The sequence below is a fragment of the Pseudomonas batumici genome (assembly GCF_036585405.1).
Lineage (GTDB): Bacteria > Pseudomonadota > Gammaproteobacteria > Pseudomonadales > Pseudomonadaceae > Aquipseudomonas > Aquipseudomonas batumici.
Map to the genome: position 1 here is coordinate 471120 of NZ_CP144470.1, position 20185 is coordinate 491304.

General features: G+C 59.4%; 20 protein-coding genes. 8 read left to right on the forward strand and 12 right to left on the reverse strand.

All coding sequences use genetic code 11. The features are described 5' to 3' along the window. Positions 1–39 precede the first annotated feature (39 nt). The 3 genes from NUH87_RS01750 (at position 40) to NUH87_RS01760 (ending at position 3769) form a co-directional block, all read left to right on the forward strand. Positions 40–2409, forward strand: a complete 2370-nt coding sequence (locus NUH87_RS01750) for a hypothetical protein (RefSeq protein WP_338524438.1) — start codon at positions 40–42, stop codon at positions 2407–2409. Positions 2410–2576: 167 nt separating this feature from the next. Beyond that, entirely contained in the window at positions 2577–2906 is a 330-nt protein-coding gene (locus NUH87_RS01755) for a DHCW motif cupin fold protein (protein ID WP_338524439.1), read from the forward strand. Positions 2907–3181: 275 nt separating this feature from the next. Beyond that, positions 3182–3769 (forward strand): GNAT family N-acetyltransferase, encoded by a 588-nt coding sequence (locus tag NUH87_RS01760; protein ID WP_338524440.1) that lies wholly within the window; start codon positions 3182–3184, stop codon positions 3767–3769. A 132-nt stretch (positions 3770–3901) separates the two neighbouring features. On the opposite strand, the gene NUH87_RS01765 is transcribed toward NUH87_RS01760, so the two are convergent. The 7 genes from NUH87_RS01765 to NUH87_RS01795 all read right to left on the reverse strand — a co-directional run bounded on the left by NUH87_RS01765 (position 3902) and on the right by NUH87_RS01795 (position 9208). Then, complete coding sequence (locus NUH87_RS01765; RefSeq protein WP_338524441.1) at positions 3902–4309, reverse strand: hypothetical protein; 408 nt, start codon at positions 4307–4309, stop codon at positions 3902–3904. A 198-nt stretch (positions 4310–4507) separates the two neighbouring features. Continuing rightward, entirely contained in the window at positions 4508–4783 is a 276-nt protein-coding gene (locus tag NUH87_RS01770) for a hypothetical protein (protein ID WP_338524442.1), read from the reverse strand. Between the two features lie 191 nt (positions 4784–4974). Further along, positions 4975–5655, reverse strand: a complete 681-nt coding sequence (locus NUH87_RS01775) for a hypothetical protein (protein WP_338524443.1) — start codon at positions 5653–5655, stop codon at positions 4975–4977. Between the two features lie 343 nt (positions 5656–5998). Continuing rightward, entirely contained in the window at positions 5999–6499 is a 501-nt protein-coding gene (locus tag NUH87_RS01780; RefSeq protein ID WP_338524444.1) for a GNAT family N-acetyltransferase, read from the reverse strand. Positions 6500–6723: 224 nt separating this feature from the next. Beyond that, entirely contained in the window at positions 6724–7461 is a 738-nt protein-coding gene (gene dapF, locus NUH87_RS01785) for a diaminopimelate epimerase (protein WP_422393896.1), read from the reverse strand. Between the two features lie 22 nt (positions 7462–7483). Next, positions 7484–7930: a hypothetical protein gene (locus NUH87_RS01790; protein WP_338524445.1), complete on the reverse strand. Its 447-nt coding sequence runs from the start codon at positions 7928–7930 to the stop codon at positions 7484–7486. A gap of 210 nt (positions 7931–8140) precedes the next feature. Continuing rightward, on the reverse strand, positions 8141–9208 hold the full coding sequence (locus NUH87_RS01795; RefSeq protein ID WP_040066925.1) for an NAD(P)-dependent alcohol dehydrogenase: 1068 nt from the start codon (positions 9206–9208) through the stop codon (positions 8141–8143). A 255-nt stretch (positions 9209–9463) separates the two neighbouring features. Here NUH87_RS01795 and NUH87_RS01800 point away from each other — a divergent pair, with 255 nt between their 5' ends. Next, positions 9464–10105 (forward strand): DUF2239 family protein, encoded by a 642-nt coding sequence (locus NUH87_RS01800; protein ID WP_338524446.1) that lies wholly within the window; start codon positions 9464–9466, stop codon positions 10103–10105. Here the strand turns inward: NUH87_RS01800 and NUH87_RS01805 are convergent. Then, on the reverse strand, positions 10093–11625 hold the full coding sequence (locus tag NUH87_RS01805; RefSeq protein ID WP_338524447.1) for an MFS transporter: 1533 nt from the start codon (positions 11623–11625) through the stop codon (positions 10093–10095). The two genes, NUH87_RS01800 and NUH87_RS01805, sit on opposite strands and share 13 nt — an antisense overlap. Before the next feature lie 179 nt (positions 11626–11804). Here NUH87_RS01805 and NUH87_RS01810 point away from each other — a divergent pair, with 179 nt between their 5' ends. After that, on the forward strand, positions 11805–12776 hold the full coding sequence (locus tag NUH87_RS01810; RefSeq protein WP_338524448.1) for a LysR family transcriptional regulator: 972 nt from the start codon (positions 11805–11807) through the stop codon (positions 12774–12776). 123 nt (positions 12777–12899) lie between these two features. Then, positions 12900–13085, forward strand: coding sequence for a ribbon-helix-helix protein, CopG family (locus NUH87_RS01815; RefSeq protein WP_040066911.1), 186 nt, complete (start codon positions 12900–12902; stop codon positions 13083–13085). A gap of 30 nt (positions 13086–13115) precedes the next feature. Here NUH87_RS01815 and NUH87_RS01820 read toward each other — a convergent pair whose 3' ends face one another. The 3 genes from NUH87_RS01820 to NUH87_RS01830 form a co-directional block, all read right to left on the reverse strand. Next, the gene (locus NUH87_RS01820; protein WP_338524449.1) at positions 13116–14762 is read right to left on the reverse strand and encodes a SulP family inorganic anion transporter; all 1647 of its coding nucleotides are present in this window, start codon (positions 14760–14762) and stop codon (positions 13116–13118) included. A 114-nt stretch (positions 14763–14876) separates the two neighbouring features. Beyond that, the gene (locus NUH87_RS01825; RefSeq protein ID WP_338524450.1) at positions 14877–15155 is read right to left on the reverse strand and encodes a hypothetical protein; all 279 of its coding nucleotides are present in this window, start codon (positions 15153–15155) and stop codon (positions 14877–14879) included. A 5-nt stretch (positions 15156–15160) separates the two neighbouring features. Then, positions 15161–15958, reverse strand: coding sequence for a thioredoxin family protein (locus tag NUH87_RS01830; RefSeq protein ID WP_338524451.1), 798 nt, complete (start codon positions 15956–15958; stop codon positions 15161–15163). A 122-nt stretch (positions 15959–16080) separates the two neighbouring features. On the opposite strand from NUH87_RS01830, the gene NUH87_RS01835 reads away from it, so the two are divergent. Beyond that, the gene (locus NUH87_RS01835) at positions 16081–17301 is read left to right on the forward strand and encodes a helix-turn-helix domain-containing protein (protein ID WP_338524452.1); all 1221 of its coding nucleotides are present in this window, start codon (positions 16081–16083) and stop codon (positions 17299–17301) included. A gap of 9 nt (positions 17302–17310) precedes the next feature. After that, positions 17311–17940 (forward strand): glutamine cyclotransferase, encoded by a 630-nt coding sequence (locus NUH87_RS01840; RefSeq protein ID WP_338524453.1) that lies wholly within the window; start codon positions 17311–17313, stop codon positions 17938–17940. A 73-nt stretch (positions 17941–18013) separates the two neighbouring features. On the opposite strand, the gene NUH87_RS01845 is transcribed toward NUH87_RS01840, so the two are convergent. Beyond that, entirely contained in the window at positions 18014–20053 is a 2040-nt protein-coding gene (locus tag NUH87_RS01845; protein ID WP_338524454.1) for a hypothetical protein, read from the reverse strand. Positions 20054–20185: the final 132 nt, after the last annotated feature.

Genomic DNA, 20185 nt, shown 5'->3' on the forward strand with positions numbered 1-20185 from the left:
CCCCCTTCAAACTGTCAGTGAAACTGTACGAGGTGTCATGTGAGCAACCCGTTCGATCCCCGCGAAGCCGGGCACTACATTGCCCCGCAAGGCCTGTATGAACGCAACAAGCAGCGCCCGTTCCTGGGTTCTATCCGCTCTGACCGCAACACCCTGGTGGCCGGCCAATGGGACGAGATCACCCTGGTCTACGAGGTCGGCGGCAGCGGGCTGGCGGACGGTGCCTGGTTGAAACTGGCGTTCAAGTTCTACTCCGACTGGGCGCTGTTCCAGACCTCGAACCCGGCGGGCGCCAACTACGTCAGTGCCGAGTACCAGGCCGGGGAATTGGTGCCGGGGCAGAGCCAGGCCACGGTACAGCACCTGAAGGTGCGCTTCGACCAGAAGGGCCATGAGCGGCCGTTCCAGAAAGCCGTGATCATCGATATCGTCGACGGCTACCTCAATCCCGGCGATCGCATCGTCATCCGCCTGGGCGACCGGCGTCAGGGCGGCGCGGGCACCCGGGTGCAGAGCTTTGTCGAGAAGGACTTCCGCTTCCGCCTGTTCATCGACCCGTTGGGCAGCTCGAAGTTTGCCGAGGTGCCGGGTGATCCGCTGCTGGATATCGTCCCGGGACCGGCCCACGGCGTGCAACTGATCGTGCCGCGCCTGGTCAGCGCCGGCGAGGCGTTCGACGTGTTGCTGCGGGTCGACGATGCCTGGGGCAATACCTGTCGCCACCTGCCGCTCGAGGGTCTGCTGAGCCTGACCGGCCCTGAAGGCGAACAGCGGCAACAGCCATTCCGTCTGGCGGCCGAAGGCTGGGCGGTTGCCCGGCTGGAAGGGTTGGTGTTCGGCGCGGTGGGCGAGTGGCGCCTGTCGGCTGAGGTGCAGGGAGCGTTTGTCCGTGGAGCCCAGGCCTTTGTCACGGTCGATCCGGCCGGTCGCGCATTGCGCCCGCTCTACGCGGACCTGCACGTGCATTCCGACGACACCGTGGGCACCAATGATACCCTGTACAACCTCAGCTATGGCCGGGATGTCGCCGGGCTCGATGTGCTCGGCTATACCGCGAACGACTTCAACATCACCGAGCAACGCTGGGACCAGGCGGTCAGGCTGATTCACGAGCTCAACGAGCCCGGTCGCTTCGTCTGCTATCCCGGAACCGAATGGTGCGGTAACTCCTGCGCCGGCGGTGACCGCAACGTGGTGTTCCTGCACGACAGGAAGCCGGAGTTTCCGTTCGACAACCAGGGGCGGTTGGTGCGCTCGTTAGAATGGAACGAGTTCACCGCCGGCACCATCAAGCCCGGCGCCTGGCCGGTGGACGAGTTGTACGCCGCCTATGCCAAGGACCCCGAGGGTCATCTGATGATGCCGCATGTGGGCGGCCGCCGTTGCAACCTGGACTGGCACCACCCGGAGTTGGAGCGCCTGATTGAAGTGGGTTCGGCCTGGGGGCAGTTCCATTGGGTCTACGCCGAAGCCTTGCAGCGGGGTTATCGGGTCGGTGCCGCCGCCAACAGCGATGAACACCAGGGCCGTTGCGGCGGAGGTGTACCGGCCACGGCGGTGTTCGGTTCACGGGGCGGGCTGACCGGGGTGATCGCCGACAGCTTCGACCGCGCCAGTGTCGGCAAGGCATTGCGTGCCCGTCGCACCTTTGCCACCACCGGCGAGCGTTCGTTCGCCAGTTTGCGCCAGGGTACACATTTCATGGGTGAGGTGTTCACTGCGCGGGAGGATTCGGTACTGGATTATCGGTTGCTGGGGGAGGCGGGTTGGGAGCAGGTGGAGCTGTTCGACGGCGAGCAACGGGTCTGGTCGCGCAACCTGCATGAGGAACTGGGTTTCTCTGCCCACGGCATTCGCCTGCGCCTGGGCGGCGCACGGATCAAGGACCGTTATCGCGGTGCCTACTGGACCGGCGAGATCCGTGTCACCGGTGCGGTGATCAAGGGCTTCCGGGCCTTGGGCCTCGATCATCCCGAGCAGACCGTGTGGCGCAAGGATGCGACGACGCTGGCGTTTCGCACCGACACCAATGGCGATACCGACAGTATCGAGATCGACCTGTCGCAACTGGCCGGCGCGACCTTGCAGATTCACAGCCGTATCGACAATTACATCAAGGTCGGCGACCCGTCCGAGCCGCAACCCCATGTGCATGCGCCGACGGTGCTGATGGAGTTGTCCGGTGAGCAACTGCTGGCGCAGGGGCAGGTGGTCGAGGAACTGCCGGGGGCGGAGTTGAAGGTGTCCCTGGAACGGACCACCGACGCGCCGCTGCCGCGTGAGGTGCAAGGGCGGATCGAGCTGGCGGCGTTGCAGTTGGAAGCGGGGCGCGAGCATCCTTTGTTCATCTGTGCGCGGCAGCGGGATCAGTCCAGGGTGTGGACTTCGGCGTTGTTTTTGACGGTGTAAGGATCAGTCTGGAAGGCTAGGGCGCCAACTGTTCATCCAACAGTCTACCGCGCCGTTCGCCAGCAGAAATCCGAGGACCGTATGCCACCGATTCTGCCCATCTGTATCTATCCGGCATCCCGGCGGGTTGATACGGTCTGCAGTTCTTTTCGGCAAGGAGTTGCTCCATGGATCTCACGGCTATCCCTTTCGGTACGACGGATTGGTCGACTATCGAGCCTGTCGCCCACCCAGGTCAGACGGGTACCGCCTATTGGCGGACCTGTCAGTTTGGTGCGACCCGTGTGCGGATGGTCGAGTACAGTCCTGGATACCTGGCCGATCACTGGTGCTGGAGAGGGCATATTCTGTTGTGTCTGGAAGGGGAGTTGGAGACCGAACTGGAAGATGGCCGTCGGTTCACCCTGTCTGCGGGGATGAGTTATCAGGTGGGCAACAATAACGAGGGGCATCGGTCGTCCACTACGAGCGGAGCGAAGTTGTTCATTGTGGATTGAACATGGCCTGATGACGGACTCCTGCATCTCGGCTGTGAGGGGAGTGGTGGATTTGAAAGCGCCGCAAGCCGGCTCCTACAGGTAGCGTATTTCGTCTTGAGTGATTGTGGGTGTCAGCCAGTGACTCGACGACGATGCAGCGTATTTCCTGTCTTGCACGAGGAATTACGAATGGCAGCTTCCGACCGATTCTGTTGAAAAAGGAGCATATCGTTACGGCCTCGTTGATTATGTAGTGCAATAATCTGGTCCTCCATCATGCGAGTTCGACTTCGATGACCCTTACATTTCGACGACTCACCCCAGAGCATGCTTCCTCCTATCGCGCCCTGATGCTCGAGGCTTACGAGCTCCATCCAGACGCTTTTACCTCCGATGCGAAGGAGCGCGAAGCTTTACCCATTGACTGGTGGGAGAAGAGACTTGATAGCAGTCCGGCTGCTACCGATGTGGTTTTTGCGGCGCTTGAGGGTGACCATTTGCTGGGGGTAGTAGGGTTGTCTGTTGAAACTCGAAAAAAGGCTAGCCACAAATCAACCATTTTCGGGATGTACGTACCCCTCGCTCACAGGAATAAGGGTATTGGACATAAATTAATGTGTGGCGTGTTGGCTTATGCGAAATCCCAACCTCAGCTTTTGGTCGTTCAACTCACCGTCACAGACGGTAATGGCAGTGCAAAAGTACTCTATGAGCGAATGGGTTTTGTGACCTTTGGTTTAGAGCCGCTTGCGGTAGCAGTCGGGACGCAGTTCGTCTCAAAAGTCCATATGTGGAATGATCTACGAGAGCTGTCGCCGCAGTCGCCTCGCACGCTGATCCATCACGAGCCAGACGCCTCAACGCTCAGTTCACTTTTTTGATGGAGTGAGGGCCATGAGCAAACGGCGGATGCCCAACTTCAGGGCTAAGGCACGCGACGGTTACGCTGGATATCGCTACGACTTAGGCTGAGCACGTTGTAGCGATCCATTCAATAAGCAGGGATTATAAGGTCAGGTGGACGTGACTGCTTCTGAAATGGTTCGGCCGATCGCAACAAGGTAGCACCCGTAAGATGGCTCTACTTCGAGGATGAGGAGAGAACCTTTTTCATACTCTCTAATTTTGTTATTTAGGAAGGATGATAGCTTTGGGTTTTTCTTTAAATCATCATTGCTGATGCCGTAAGCATATTTAATAAGCGATCTGTACGTCGCCTCACCCGTCGGAGCGTTATGTGCGTCGAAGATTTGCACAATATTTATGATGTTTCCTTCCTCGAAGTCTGTCGCTCGAAGTTTTACAAGATCATTCAGTTGGATTGTTGATGTCTTGCTTTCTGAATAAATCTGAAGAGTCAAGCTGTTTTCTGATGCGGCGATAGAGATCAGTTTCTCATCGTGATAAGTACTGGATAGCATAGTGTTGTTCGTCCCTAGGAAGCGGGCTTGTGGGGAGAGTCATAGCCTCGATGTTTATGTGTTGGTGGTTCATCATCTGGCGGCCTTTCCCAACTATGGGGATGAGGTACATTCCCTATGGAGAGTTTATAGAGGGTTGATTTTTCGGTGTTTGATAGTCGATAAAATATAACGCCCCCTCCCGTAGAGAGGGGAAGTTCAAGTGGTGATGATTTGGTTTTCAAAAGCATTGTCATGTGATTTTATTGCGGCAGTCAGTGAAGACGCCCAGTCGCAGCGAGATAAAGGGCTTTCCTCCATAAAAAGCTCCATCGCATTTTTGTGACCGCTCAACTGGCGTTCGCCCTTCAACGGTAATCTGTAGAACTCTACGTTTTGAACACAATACTTTCCGCTTTCTAGGTCCTCAAAGCAGAAATAAATTGCAAGCGTATGCGGGTCTATCGCTTTCCAAAATTCGTGAAATTTAAACATGTAGCTTCCTTTAGTTTGAAGGGGGCCATCTGTTACTGGATGCTCGATCATTAGTGTATGCTCTGGAATTTTTAAATTGTGACTCGGTATTGCTGGTCGTAGCGGAGGCTGCCAGCGCGGTAAACATTGCAAAGATTCGGCGTCTTTTGATAGCGCGAGCTCACGCGTTCGCGAGCCCGCTCTGGGAAGGATTATGATTTCATAAAGTCAAAGTGATCGAACGTATAGGATATTCTCAGAGAGTTAACGTCGGGTAATATACCGCCGTCTACGAAAAGCGCGTCAAAGAGCTTTGACAATTCCTGGATTTTATTTTCAATATACGGGTTGAATACCGCTGGCGCTTGGTACTCACCCTGAAGCATAGTGGCATCATCCATGGCGAAGTAATTTATGATTTTCTCGCTCCGGACTTCTGCATCAGCAGGGGCATGAGTGATATCTAATTTGTTGCCAAGCGGAGCTTCTGCGTCCTCAAAGACTGTGCGTGAGTCACGGTCTAAGCTGTCCGAATGGAAGAAGAGCGACGTAGAGGTTAAGCCTTGAAGAACCGTATCAATGTTTTTAAAACCTTTCGTCCACTGGAGCTTTCTCAGGCAGTAATTTGGCAGGGGCGGGGAGCTTTGCTCATCATGGCCGCTGCTGTACAAGCCATAAAAAGATCCGCCCGTTTCATCAAATTCTGAAACCCCTAGCAGCCTTGAGAAAACTACAAGCTCATGAACGCCAAAGCTTGCACTGATGGTCGAGGCTTCGTGCATGAGGCGCTTGACTAAAAAGCGGGCAGCCTGGGGGGACACATATTTTGTTTTTGCAGGCGTGTAGGTGGCTTTGGAGCCCGCATAATCACGCTCCCAGAATAGGTTTTCCATTACTAATCTCCTCGCATGTCTTTGAGTTTCCCAGCGACAGCGAACTAGAGCAAATCATCGAACCAAATTCATTGGGTGGGGTAGTCAGCTGCTTCTTTAGTGGTCGTGGGAAATATCTTTGATGGTTGCGCGCAAATACACGCATACCGTACTCAACAGTGCAGAGATAAGAGGAGCGGGGATTGGTTCTGGGTACGATTGAAGAGGTGTCAGCCTCACGCTTAAGCTTATTTGCAACGCCACGAATCGTTCTGTCGCAAATGTCAAGCCTGGAGTTGTCTGGATTTCAGAAAACAACCGTGCTACCGCATCCTAAAATGCCAATCGCATCCGAAACGCTTTTTTAGATCGAAAGGATGAGTCGACATTCATCCTTCGTATTGTCTATCCAGGACTCATGTTCAATCAGGAATCCACACCGCTCAAGTACTTTCCTTGAGCCAATATTATTCTTGTATACGTGAGCAACCAGTTGCGTAAGATTCCAGTGCGTCTGTGCCTCCTGGATAAGATGCTTCAGTGCCAGTGTCGCCAGTCCCTGACCGCAAAAGCGTTGGTCAACCCGATAGCCTACTTCTGCGCAACCCTTCGGTGAGTTGATGTCTTTCAAATTGGCTCGACCCACGATCCCCTCAATGGCGTCTTCGATCACGAATGGGTGCCAGGTGCCGGTGGCAAAACCGGACAAATAGCACTCAATATGATCGGTAACCCCCTGCAATGAGTAGAAGGATGGGGCACGCGCATCAATCTGAGATTCGAACCATTCACGGTTACGAATTTCGAATGTCAGCAACGCTTCAGTATCAGTTTTTTCCAGCTTGCGAACGCTGAGTGTATTCATTGGGTTGCATCTCCTTGCTTGAACTGTCCTGGTTTTGAGTTTCTACTTACCGAGTATTGATAGCGGTGTCGTATTCACCACCGCTATCGCCAGCAAGCTGGCTCCTACAGGTATCGTGTTTCGTCTTGAGAGATCGGTAGTAGGGCCTAGACCTGCAGAAAATGGCTCGCAATCGTGCCATACAAAATCGGTTCCACCGATCCGATCAGAACTACGCCGCCGACTCAATCCCATTTCACCTGCACCGTCCCACCATCACATTCCACCTCGACGGTGTCATCCAGCAGGCCACGCCGAATCCCGCCAACGACCGCGCCACAACAGCAGGAGCCCGAGCCGAGCGCGATACCGCCGCCACGCTCCCAGATGCGCAAGCGGATATGACCGCGGTCGATGACCTGGACGAAATGCACATTGGTTTTCCTGGGGAAAAGCGGGTCGGTTTCGATCCTGGGTCCAATGGCCGCCACATCGACCGTTGCCAGGTCCTCGATGAAGAAGGTGCAATGCGGATTGCCCATGCTGCAAGCCGTGGGGCTTCCGGACAGAGGCAACCGATTCGTATCCACTTCCCTGGAGAGCGGAATATCCCGCCAATCGAGCAGGGGCTTGCCCATATCCACCGATACCCGCTGACCCGGTTCGCGCACGCAGGTCAGCAAGCCACGATGGGTCCTGAGCACGATTGAAGAGGTGTCAGCCTCACGCATGAGCTTATCGGCAACACCACGAGTCGCGCTGCCGCAGGTGTCGAGCCTGGAACCATCCGGATTCCAGAACAGCAACCGTGCCGCCGCATCCTCACAGTCCAGTACCACGGCCAACTGATTGAAGCCGATGCCACGATTCCGATCACCCAGGCGACGGGCTACCTCACTGGTGATCGGATCGACTTTGCCGCGCAGATCGACAATCACGAAATCGTCGCCGTGGGCATGCATCTTCACGAAGCTCAGCGTCATACGGAGGCCTGTTTCTCTCGCACTATATCTTGGGCATATGCAGTATCGAGCGGATGAAGGCATCGTCGCTGCCGCTCATGAGTTCGTAGACGAACCATTCGCCTTTTACCTGTCTGAAACCTACGTGCAATCCGACTAACGCCCCGTCGTCACGTTCGATCAGATAAGTTCTGTTTTCAAACACTTCACCTTTCGTTTCCTTGGAGCCCAGGTGCACTTTGTAGAGGTCATGTTGCCCGATCCAGGCTGAAAGTACGCTTTGGCTTTTGGAGATCAGTTCCTTCTCCTTGGATTGCGACGGGTCAAAGTGTCCAGAAAAGACTTTGTCCCAGCAGCCCTCCGCCAACTTGCTCTGAATGCACTGAACGTATTGGGTCTCGAACTCGTCTTTGTAGGCAATGGCTTCGTTGGCGTAGGCGGAGCTTGCGGTTGCCAGGAGTGACAGGCAAAAAACAGCTTTTTTCAGCATTCTGGTCTCATCTTGAATTTAGGGACTTACCTGTCGGTTCAACCCCGTATTGCTTAGCCATCGGCATTCACTTTCGCGATTGCAGCCGCCAATGGGTCACGCGTGTTCGCTTACAGTACCGCAGTAGGTTCGAGAGTGGATAGTAGGCCTGCGAAGCCCGTGACGACCGCATGCCTGACGCGATCGCACGGACTCGGAGAAGCGGATTGATCAGGCCACATTGGCCTCTTTCTTCAGGCTGTTCATGTCGATCACGAAGCGGTATTTGACGTCGCCCTTGAGCATGCGCTCGTAGGCCTCGTTGATATCTTGAATGGCGATCATCTCGATATCCGAGACAATCCCGTGCTTGGCGCAGAAATCCAGCATGTCCTGGGTTTCCTGGATGCCGCCGATCAGCGAGCCGGCCAGCTTGCGGCGTTTGAAGATCAGGTTGAACACCGAAGGCGAGGGGTGGGGACTGTCGGGGGCGCCGACCAGGGTCATGGTGCCATCGCGCTTGAGCAGCGCGAGGAACGGGTCCAGGTTGTGGGGCGCGGCCACGGTGTTGAGGATGAAGTCCAGGCTGTTGGTGACCCAGGCCATTTCATCCGGGTTACTGGACACCACCACCTCATCGGCGCCCAGGCGCAGGCCGTCTTCACGCTTGTTCGGCGAGGTGGTGAACAGCACCACATGGGCGCCCATGGCATGGGCGATTTTCACCGCCATGTGCCCCAGGCCCCCCAGACCGACCACGCCGACCCTTGTGCCCGGGCCGACTTTCCAGTGGCGCAGCGGCGAATAGGTGGTGATGCCGGCACACAGCAGCGGCGCGACCGCCGCCAGGTTGGCATCGCCGTGGGAGATGCGCAGGACGAACTTCTCCTTGACGACGATGTTGTCCGAATAGCCACCGAAGGTGTTCGCGCCACCGAATACCGGGCCATTGTAGGTGCCGGTGAAGCCGTTCTCGCAATATTGCTCTTCACCTTCGGCGCAGGACGCGCACTGCTGGCAGCTGTCGATCATGCAGCCGACACCGGCCAGGTCGCCGACCTTGAATTTGCTGACGCTGGCGCCGACCGCAGTCACCCGGCCGACGATTTCATGCCCCGGCACCGAAGGGTACAGCGTGTTATGCCATTCGTTGCGCGCGGTGTGCAGGTCGGAGTGGCAGACGCCGCAGTAGAGGATGTCGATCTGCACATCATCGGCACCGGGAACCCGTCGGTCGAAGGTGAAAGGTTTGAGTGAATCCTTGGGATTCTGGGCCGCGTAGCTATAGGTCTTGGTCATGGAATCGTCACCTTGGTTTCATGGGACAGTAAATAGCTTGACCAGCATAGCCACTGAATCGTTCCGCTGGATGACGATCCCGAGACAAGGGGGCGGGCCAGGTAGTCAGGGCTGTGGTCGGCCAGTCGATAAGGTCTCGGACACGGCTGAGGGCTGTTCGGGCAATCAGCGCCGTTGCAAATATTATCCGGGTGATATTGCGAAATTGTTTTTATCCGGGTATTAATTAGCTTCCACACCCAAGGGGCTGATTCCATGTCCGACCTTCTCTCAAAACCTGTCACGGCCTTTGAAGCCCATCGATTGCTACGGTCCGGACCGCTGGCTGAAGTGGCGCCGGCGATCAAGACGGCCATCGAAAATGGCTCGGCGAATCCCATCCTGGTTTTCGACGATGCGACTGGCCGCGTCATCGATCTGGACCTGCGCGGTACCGAGGCAGAGATCCTCGAACGATTGTCCCAGCCGCCCCAGGCCAGCGCCGGGCGCTATCGGCCGGGGCCGAGCGAGCCTGCGCAACCTGCGAAGGATGAAGCGGCGGAGCCGAGGGGAAGAGGTCGGCCAAGACTGGGGGTGGTCTCCCGGGAAGTGACCTTGTTGCCAAGGCAATGGGATTGGTTGGCCACCCAACCCGGCGGTGCATCCGCCGTACTCCGGCGCCTGGTGGATGACGCCCGGCGAAACGGCGGGGCGCTCCAGCAACGCCGGGCCGCCCAGGAGGCCACCTATCAGTTCATGTTGGCGATCGCCGGTGACCTGCCCGGCTACGAAGAGGCAACGCGCGCGCTGTTCGCCGACGATCGGGCAGCCCTGGAACAGCGCATCGAGACTTGGCCCGAAGATATCCGGGCTCATGTCATGCGTCTGGCGCCTGGCGCGCAGGACTACCCCGCCTGATCCAGCACCTGGTCGTCCCGTTCGGTGTCCGTATCATCCGCGACCGAACCCCGGTCGAGAAACAGAAACACCACGGCCGCCGTCAGTACGGTGATCGCTGTCAGCACCTGCAGCAAGGTGCTGAACGCGGCACTGTAACCCTCGGTCAGTGCGGCGTGTCCGGTGGCAGGTAGCCGTCGCGCGGCACCGGCCAGGTCGCCGGTGGCCAAGTGTTGTGCGGCACCGACGATGTCCGGCGTCGCGGCATTACCGAGATGGCCTGCGGTGAACGCCGACAGCAGTGCGGTGACGACGGCAATGGCCACGCCTTCACCGGCCACCCGGGTCGTGCTGAAGATTCCGGTGGCCATGCCGGCGCGCTCCTTGGGGACCACGCTGACCGCCATGCCATCCATCAAGCCCCAGGGCAGGCTGATGCCCGCGCCGATCACCAACATCGGCCAGGCCAGCGTGCTTGCGGTGCTGCCTACCGGTACACGGCTCAACCAGAACAACCCGACGGCACACACCAGCAGACCGCTGCCGCACAAGGTGGAAGGCGACAGCCAACGGGTCAGGTAGCCGGCAACAACCGGCAGTACCAACAGCGGTGCCGATAAAGCGATCAGCAACCAGCCGGCGGCGACCTCGCTCATGCCTTCGATGCCGACGAAGCGGATCGGCAGCAGTATCAGCAACACTACGAAGGAATAGGCCGGCGCGGCCGCCAGCAGCTGCACGCCAACGAAGCGTGGGAAGCGGAACAGCGTCAGGTCGAGCATGGGCTGGGCGACACGCTGTTCGATCATGACGAAGGCCACGAAGGACAGCAGCGCGACGGCGAACAGCCCGAGCACCAGCGGATTGCTCCAGCCGCTTTCAGGCGCCTTGAGGATGGCAAAGGTGAAGATGCCCAGTGCCCAGGTGAAGGTGATCGCCCCCGGCCAATCTATTCCGGCGGCATCGGGGTTGCGTGATTCCTCCATATAGCGGGAGGCCAGTGCCAACGAGATCACCGCCAGCACGGTGATCAGCAGGAAGACCAGGTGCCAGTCAGAGGCTTCGACGATGGCGCCGGCCGCCACGGGGCCGAAGGCCAGGCCGATACCAAAGCTGGTCCCGACGAAACTGAACGCGCGGATGCGCCCCGGTCCGTCGAAGACTTGCGCCAGGGCGGACATACCGCCGGAGAAGGCCGCCGCGGCAGCCAGGCCCTGGGCCGCCCGCAGCACATCGAACAGTGCCAGGCTGGGGGAGAAGGGCAAGGTGGCGGCGAGCACGGCAAACGTGCTGACGCCGCCGAGGAAGATTCTCTTGCGGCCATAGTTGTCAGCCAGTGCGCCGGCGAGCATCAGGCAACTGCCGAAGGTCAGCATGAAGGCATTGGTGACCCAGTTCAGCTCCATCGGCGAGCCACCGAAGGTGCGGCCGATGGCGGGCAGGGCAACGGCCGGCGCGGTGAAGTTGAAGGGCATGCTGATGGCCGTGATGCACACGGCCAGCAGGATCAGTCGCTGTTGCAGCAGGAGTGGGATGGACATCGGTCGGATCCTTGTATCGGGCGCGGCTGTGTGCCCCTTGGATGAGCGTGAAATGGCCGCGCTTCGGTGGTTTACCGGGGGCGGCGGAACATGCAAGGATCTTAAAGAGCGGGTAATCGAGTTAAAAACGGTAAAAATTCCGCCCATATCGGAACAAAAGGATCGAATAGGAGAGGCAGGTGGATCGACTGAGTGGTTTGATGTCCTTTGTCCGCACGGCCGAGCTGGGCAGTTTCGTCGAGGCGGGCAGAGCGCTGGGATTGTCGGCGTCGGCTGTTGGCAAGGGGGTGACCCGGCTTGAACAGCAGTTGGGCGTGCGCCTGTTTCAACGCTCGACCCGCAGCCTCAGCCTGACCGACGAGGGCCGGGTGTTCCAGGAGCGCTGCCGGCGTATCCTCGATGACCTGGACGACGCCCAGGCGACCTTGTCGCAGTCCACGGAAGTCCCGCGCGGACGTTTGCGCATCAGCATGCCGGCGGCCAGCTATCAGCTCTTCCAGTCCGTGCTGATGGCGTTCATGGAGCTGTACCCCGATATCGAACTGGACCTCGACTTCAGCGACAAGCTGGTGGACCTGATCGAGGAGGGGATGGACATCGCCATTCGTAGCGGCGAGCTGCCGGATTCGCGCCTGATGAGCCGGCGCCTGCCCGGCGTGCAACCGGTGCTGTGCGCCGCGCCGGCGTACCTGGAGCGCTACGGCACGCCGCAGACGCCGGCGGAGCTGGACGATCACCTGGCGGTGCGTTTTCGCTACTTCAAGAATGGCAAGTTGCTGGACTTTCCTCTGTTGCGCGAGGAGGGTGCGCGCGAGCCTCGGACCCGTACGGTGATGGTCAGCAACAACATGGAGATGGTCCGTGGGGCGCTGGTCAAGGGCTTCGGGCTGGGCACCATCCCCGACTTCCTGGCCCGCGAGGCCCTGGCTGATGGCTCGTTGCGCTGTCTGCTGCATGGCTATCTGATCCCGCCGGACACCATGAGCATCGTCTGGCCTTCGAGCCGCCAACTGTCGCGCAAGATTCGCGTGTTCGTCGACTTCATGTGTGAACGGCTGGAGCAGGAGGCTGTGCAGCTGCGGGCGACCCTCACGCAGGAGTGTCTTTTTTCCCGCAGAAGCAGCAGCCAACTGGCTCGCGATGGCGGTTGACGATAACGCGGGCGCCGCCGATCCCAGGGCGTCCTCCGCCGATCGGGGAGAGGGCGTGACAACACCGGAAGGCGGTTATTATAATTTGATTAACATAGGTGGCCGCAGGGCGTCGATACTTCCATGGAAAGCAAGACCGCACGACTGACCGTACTCATTGATCCGGTCAAGAAAAAGGCCCTTGAGGAACTTTGTGCCGCTCAGGACCTGACGCCGTCGCAGGTGGTTCGCCAGTTGATTCGAGATTATCTGGAAACCCATGGCGTTTCCTATTCGACCAGAAGCAAGGTGGTCGGCAAGGAGCAGTAAGGCAACCGGTCGATGCCGGGCAGGCACATGTTACTGCCCGGGTGGATTGGCTGCGCTCAGTGCCGAATGGAAATCGGCATGATAATGCCCAGGCCCCAGCGCCTGGAGTATCCCGGCCTTGCGCAGCTTGCCCAGGACCTTCTCGTTGGCCTCGCACAGCTTCACGACAATGCTGCGATTGCGCAGCTGCTCGATGACTTCGAGCAGGGTCTGCAAACCCGTGATGTCCATGAAGGGCACGTGATTCAGGCGAATGATCAGGGTCCCGGGGTCGGTGTGGGTCTGCGCCAGCACCCGTTCGAAGGTTTCCGCCGCACCGAAGAACAACGGCCCCTCGATGCCATACACCAGGACATTGGCCGGCAGTTCGACCTGGCCGTTGAGGCGCAGCTCGACCTCCAGGTCCTTGCCGACCATCCTCTGCACCTCCACCGAAGACGCCATCCGCCGCATGAATTGCAGCATGGCGAGAATGACGCCGATGTTCACGGCAATGGTCAGGTCGCTGAAGACCGTCAGCAGGAAGGTGACCAGCAGTATCGCGATATCGGCACGCGGTGCTCGCTGGAGCATGCGCTTGAAGTGTTTCAACTCGCTCATGTTGTAGGCCACGACAAACAGGATGGCCGCGAGGGTGCACAGCGGGATATCCGAAGCCAGCGGTGCCAGGAAAGAAACCAGCAGCACCAGCGTGAGCGCATGCACCAGGCCGGCGAGCGGGCTGTTGCCGCCGTTGCGGATATTGGTGGCGGTCCGGGCGATGGCTCCGGTCGCGGCAAAGCCGGCGAACAACGGACTGATCAGGTTGGCGATACCCTGGCCGATCAGTTCCTGGTTGGAGTCATGGCGGGTGCCCGCCATGCCATCGGCCACCACGGCCGACAATAATGACTCGATGGCGCCGAGCATGGCGATGGCGAACGCCGGGCCAATCAATTCGATGATCCGCGGCAGGGTCACTTCAGGCAGGCTCAATGTCGGCAACCCCTGGGGTATCCCGCCGAAGGCACTGCCGATCGTGGCTACACCGGGAAACTGGAACGACGCCTGTATGACGGTTGCGACGACCATGGCGAGCAATGGACCGGGAACGCGTTTCATGCCGGGGAGCCTGGGCGTGAGCAGGACCAGCAGCAGGCTCAGGAGCGCCAGCAGGGTTGTCGTCGGGTGAAGGTTCGGGAGTGCTTCAAGCAGGTGCCAGAGCCGTTCATGGAAATGACCGTCGGCGACTTTCGGCAGGCCGAAGAAGTCTTTCCATTGCCCCACCCAGATGATCACGCCGATGCCGGCGGTGAACCCGACGATCACAGGGTCTGGTATGAACTTGATGATGGCGCCCAACCGGGTGATCCCGAGTAGCAGCAGGATCGCCCCGGCCATGAAGGTCGCTATCTGCAGGCCGTCAATGCCGTAGCGGGCAGTGACGCCGGCCAGGATCACGATAAAGGCGCCCGTGGGCCCCGCGATCTGCAGGCGGCTGCCGCCGAACAAGGACACCAGGAGCCCACCGACAATGGCGGTGTAGATGCCTTGTTCGGGCTTGACTCCCGAGGCGATGGCAAAAGCCATGGACAAGGGGAGCGCCACGATGCCCACGATAACGCCCGAGATCAGGTTGCGAGGCCAGTGCTTGCGGCCAAGCAGTCCTGATTTCCACGCCTCTCGTATCGCAATCATGACGCTGACTCCCTGGGATCATGTGCATAACATTAACATGCAGTGATAACCAAAGAGCAATAGACCGCCTTAATGCCAGCCACCCCTGGATTGCGTGCCGATCGGTGTCGTGGATCAGCCGGTTGATCCGCCGGCGTGGCCGGAAATCAGCCGCAGCCAGGGCGGTAGATGGAAGGCGCCCATGATCAGGTACATGGTCACCATGCCGTCGAAGGCAAAAGTGCCGCGCATTGAGGAACACATCACATCCGTGCCTGCACCGGCGGCCGTGAGCAGCGCCATGCCGGCAAAGGTGGGCGTGGCCGCCAGGCACAGCCAGTCGGCAATGCCCAGTGCATGGCCGCCTGGCATTCGCGCCGGTGGGTTTTCCTTCGGCCGACTGGACGAGAGCATGCTGGTCACTCCTGGCCGTATTTGTCGTGGTGGCGCCACCAGATGCCCTGTTCGTTGCGACCCTTGGGCGCGCGGTCGAGCCACTGGTACATGCCCCAGAGGCCGTCCAGTCCGCGGGCATAGGCGGAGTAGGTGTGGTAGACCTCGCCGTCTTCGAGCACGAAGGCGCTGACCCCGGGCCTGTCACGTATGAAAGTGGCGATGTCGGTTCCGGTCATGGCGGCGGCCCGGGAAATCGGACTTTCGTTGCCCTGCAACTGCCATTCCCGGACGGTCTGGCCTCTCTGGGGGCCAGCCAGAGGCGCCTCGCGGAGATAGTTGTAGACGATGTCGCCCTCGCGCTGCTGCTCCTCGCTGAACCAGACGCTGAAGTCGCTGTTGAAATCGCTGCCGAACGAGCTGGCCCAGTCAAAGCTCCAGCCCATGCGTTGCTTGAACGCCAGCAGCTTGGCCAGCGGTGCCCGCGAGATGGCGGTGAAGGCGACGTCATGGTTTTCGAGATGGACGACGATGCCATTGAAGCCATCGGCGATCGAGGAGCAGGAAGGGCAGCCGGCGCTGTAGTCGGGCCCGAACATGAAGTGGTAGACCAGCAGCTGCGAGCGACCCTTGAACAGGTCCTGCAGCGAGGCGCTGCCGGTGGCGGTGTCAAAGCGGTAGTCCTTGTCGACCCGTACCCAGGGCAGGGCCTGCCGTTGCTGGGCCAGGGCGTCGCCGCGGCGGGTCAGTTCTTTTTCATCCGCCAGCAGCTTGAGCCGCGCCGCCAGCCATTCTTCGCGTGTGCCTATCATGTGTGTGGTCATGATGGTTCTCCATTTGCCATGGCCCGTCGTACCATCGGTCGTACGGGCGGTTACCGGGTGGTCGTGAACAGACTAGGGCGGAGGCGCACCAGGGTGGGAGTGACAAGTTTGACGGGATCGGCATGGACGCGATGATCGGCGCAGCGGCGCGGCTGCTCGCCACCGGCGATGTGCTTGGGGCCTTGAAGCGGGTTGCCTTGCGCGATGACGGGCCGGCACTTGCGCTGCGCGGTATCGCCATGGCGCAGCTGGGTGATCTGGTTCGCGCCAGGACGCTGCTCAAACTGGCTGCCCGGGCTTTCGGTCCGCAAGAGGCATTGGCGAAGGCCCGCTGCGTGGTTGCCGAAGCCGAGATCGCGTTGGTCTCGCGTGACCTGGCCTGGCCGGCCAAGACACTCGCGGGTGCTCGGGCGGTTCTCGAGGCACAGGGTGACCGTCTGAATGCCGCGCATGCGTGTCACCTCGAAGTCCGGCGCCTGCTGTTGACCGGTCATCTCGATGAGGCTGAGCTTCGGCTGAGCGCGCTTGAGCCGACAATGCTGGCGCCGCCATTGAGGGCCGCCTACGAGTTGGCCCGCGCCGGAATTGCCATCCGGCGGTTGCAGACGGAGGCGGCGCGGGCTGCGCTGCGGCGGGCGGAAGAGGCCGCGCGCAAGGCGGGTATTGCTGCACTCGCTGCCGAAGTCGAGAGCACCTCTCAAGTGTTGAGCAGGCCTGCTGCACGTTTGATCGTGGGGGACCAGGAGCGTTTCCTGTTGCTGGAGGAAGTCGAGGCACTGTTCGCCTCGCCAGCACTGGTGGTGGATGCCTGTCGTTACGCGGTGCGTGAGGCGAACGCGTCGGTATCGCTGACGAAACGACCGGTGTTGTTCGTGCTGCTGCGCGCCCTCGCCGAGAGCTGGCCAGGAGGTGTTTCGCGGCAGGCACTGATCGCCCGCGCATTTCGGGGCAAGGAGGCCGATGAATCGCACCGGGTCCGGCTGCGGGTCGAAATCGGACGGCTACGGGGCGAGATTCACGCATTGGCGCAGGTGAGGGCGACCCGGGACGGCTTCGTGCTCGTGCCGCGGCAGGCCCACGAGGTGGTTATTCTGGCGCCGCCGGTCGAGGAGCCGCATGGCACGCTGCTCGCTTTCCTGGCCGATGGCGAGTCGTGGTCGAGCTCGGCGCTGGCGATCGCACTGGGGACCAGCCCGCGCACGGTGCAGCGGGCGCTCGATGTACTGGCGGCGACCGGCAAGGTGCATGCTTTCGGGCGCGGGCCGGCACGTCGTTGGACGCTCCCGTCCGTACCGGGATACCCGTCAACTTTGTTACTCCCAGGTCCGCTGACCAGCGGCTAGGATAGGTTCATGAAACATTCCCAAGCTGAAATCCTTCGTGAATATGGGCCTTTTCCGGATGCCGAGCATGTGGCCGGGGTTACCTATGACGGCCGGCACGTCTGGTTTGCCTCGGGCGACAGGCTCAACGCCCTCGACCCGGCCAGTGGGGCGATCGTGCGCTCGATCGATGTCGCCGCCCAGGCCGGCACCGCCTTCGATGGCCGCTACCTGTTCCAGATCGCCGAGGGGCGTATCCGGAAGATCGACCCGCAGACCGGTGAGGTGCTCAAGACCCTGCCGGTGCCGGGTAATGGCGGTGATTCCGGGCTTGCCTGGGCCGAGGGCGCGCTCTGGGTCGGGCAGTATCGCGACCGCCGGATCCATCAGGTCGACCCCGAGACCGGGGCGGTCCTGCGCATTATCGAGTCGGACCGTTTCGTTACGGGCGTCACCTGGGTCGATGGCGAGCTTTGGCATGCGACCTGGGAAGACGACCAGAGTGATATCCGGCGGGTGAATCCTGAAACGGGAGAACTGCTGGAGCGCATCGATATGCCTGCGGGCCTGGGCGTATCGGGGCTTGAATCAGATGGCGAGGATCGGTTCTTTTGTGGCGGTGGCAATAGTGGCAGGATCCGGGTCGTCCGCCGGTCCTGAGTGCCGGCGGGTTTCGCAACGCGAAGTCCGGAGAAAGGATCACCCCAGCGCCCGCCAGGGGTGATCCTTTTCGTCAATGGATGACGAGGTTGGTGCTGAGCTGGGCCGGCTCTTTTATCATGACGGGCAAAGAGTCGGCGATCCCGGCATGGATGCGGGCAGTGGGGTGCACGCTGCCATTGAACCAGTCACCTTCGATTTTTCCCTTATCCTTGTCGTTGAAGCGTGCTTGCGTCATGACCGCATCGTTCGAGGTCCGTAGGCCGCGCAAGCGTCCGTAGGCGTATGCATCCCATTGTGATAGGTCTTTGAGGCGTGCCAACGAAGGGCTTTGCGACGAATCCTTGGTCGTTCTCCAGGCATACAAGTCTTCTACGGAGCATTTTCCCGATGTCTGGCAGGTATCGGATACTGCGCAAAAGGACAGGCGTCCGCCATCGCTGTCAAAGGCTTTCTGAGCATCGACTGCTTGCCAGGATTGCAGGTTCTCGCGTTGATATTGGCGCAGCGGATTGATGAACTTGGCCTGCACGGTCCTGGCATCGTTCGGCTCCATCCGGTAGATGAAATTCTGTGCATGCTTGTTAAACGCGGGAATGTAAGTGGCGGATTTTTGAGTGAGCTGGCTCATGGCTTCATTGCCGACTTCCAACCGTTCAGGGCAGTAGGCCGGGTATTTATCTGGTAAGGGATCCGGGTAGATGAGTTCGTACACATTCTCTGGTTTGATGCCGAGAAGGGTGTTGAGCGCGAAGTTGAGGTTTTCGTAGACCTTGGGCAGGTTTTTCCTGGCGGAGTCTTCGCCATCGGCTGGGTCGATGACCCTGAGTCCATTACGAAGGAACTTGAGCAGCTCCAGGCGTGAGCGCTCATCGGCTTTGGCCACCAAGCGGAAAAGGAAAAAGTTGGAGTCCCTCAGATCATTGTGTACGACCGTTTTGGGCACGAGGGCCCATTTGACTACACCGGAAAAGCCGAAATCATTGCCGCCAAAAGACATCAGCACACGATCGACAGGCAACAATCGCCCTGAGCACTGATCATATTTGACCGTGCCGTAGTGCACTCGCTTTCTCAGTCCGTCGCGTTCTCTTCCGAAGAAGTGATCGGCGCCGGGGGAGGCCTTCCCGTCGCACAGCAGTTCGATCGCTGAATTGAGTTGGGATCTGTTGAGCTTGGGAGAGGAGTTTGAAACCTCGGTCCAGCCGTCCGGATCTCGATGAGGAATTCGTCCAGTGTCTGGCCCTCGATAGTTGCCACCATCCCGGTTACTGTTGGTGGTGACCCGGGAGGTCTTGACCGGAGGATTCAACTGCGCACGGAAGAACCCGTCGTAGACCTCCGCACCGGAGCATGCGAAGGAAGCGAATCGGACAACAGTGTCGGGGTTTTTAATAGAGGTTTGAAGTGCATGCAGCGCTTGCCAGGACAGTAATGAACGATGGCATGCGGTGTCCCACCAGTGTGCGGAGTCGATAAATGCACCCCGGGCCATGTCCTTCTGGTAAAACCAGTACTGACCATTGACCGGAGGTCGTTTGCCGGGAGCAACCTGGGCCGCCCAGTCTGGATTGCCTTCCCCGCTGGCGAAGCTGTCGCCGAGCCCGAGAATAACGACTTGCTTGATTTCTCCTTGGGCTTGGCCTACTGATCCGTCACTTGCCTGTACCGACAGTGTGAAAGGCGTGAGTTCACGGACATTTGGAATCAGCGCGGTGTCGTTACAGGGCGCTTTTGCAGAAGGTACGCCATCGAGGCTCCAGATGCATGAGGCCTCGGCTGAAGCTCCGGAATAGAAAACCCTGAGAACATGGAGAGGGTTGAACAAGGCCTTTCGATCGTACCGCCCCGTCCGTTCATCCCAGAGTGTTTGTTTAGAGGCCGGGAGCAGCTCGCGCAGTTGCTGGCTGACACTGACGCCAGGTTTCCGATGTTCAAGTTTGGCGAGGAACGCTTCAGCCGAATCGTCTTTACTCCAGACCGATTTCAGCTGCTGGAACTGACTGGCATTGCGAAATTGCGGAAAGCCGTTGTCAAGCGACCAGCTGATTTCGCCCGATACTGCCGGGCCGCTCACCAAGAGGCCCATCAAACACATCGTGAAATGGCGCATACAGATCCCTCTATTTTTGTTGTGTTGGCAACAACAGGTATAGCTGGATGATGTTATTTTGGTATCTCGGACCTTTGTCGGATCAGGGACCGGAGCTCATTCGGCGATCCTGCCATCCTTTTCCCCTCTGAA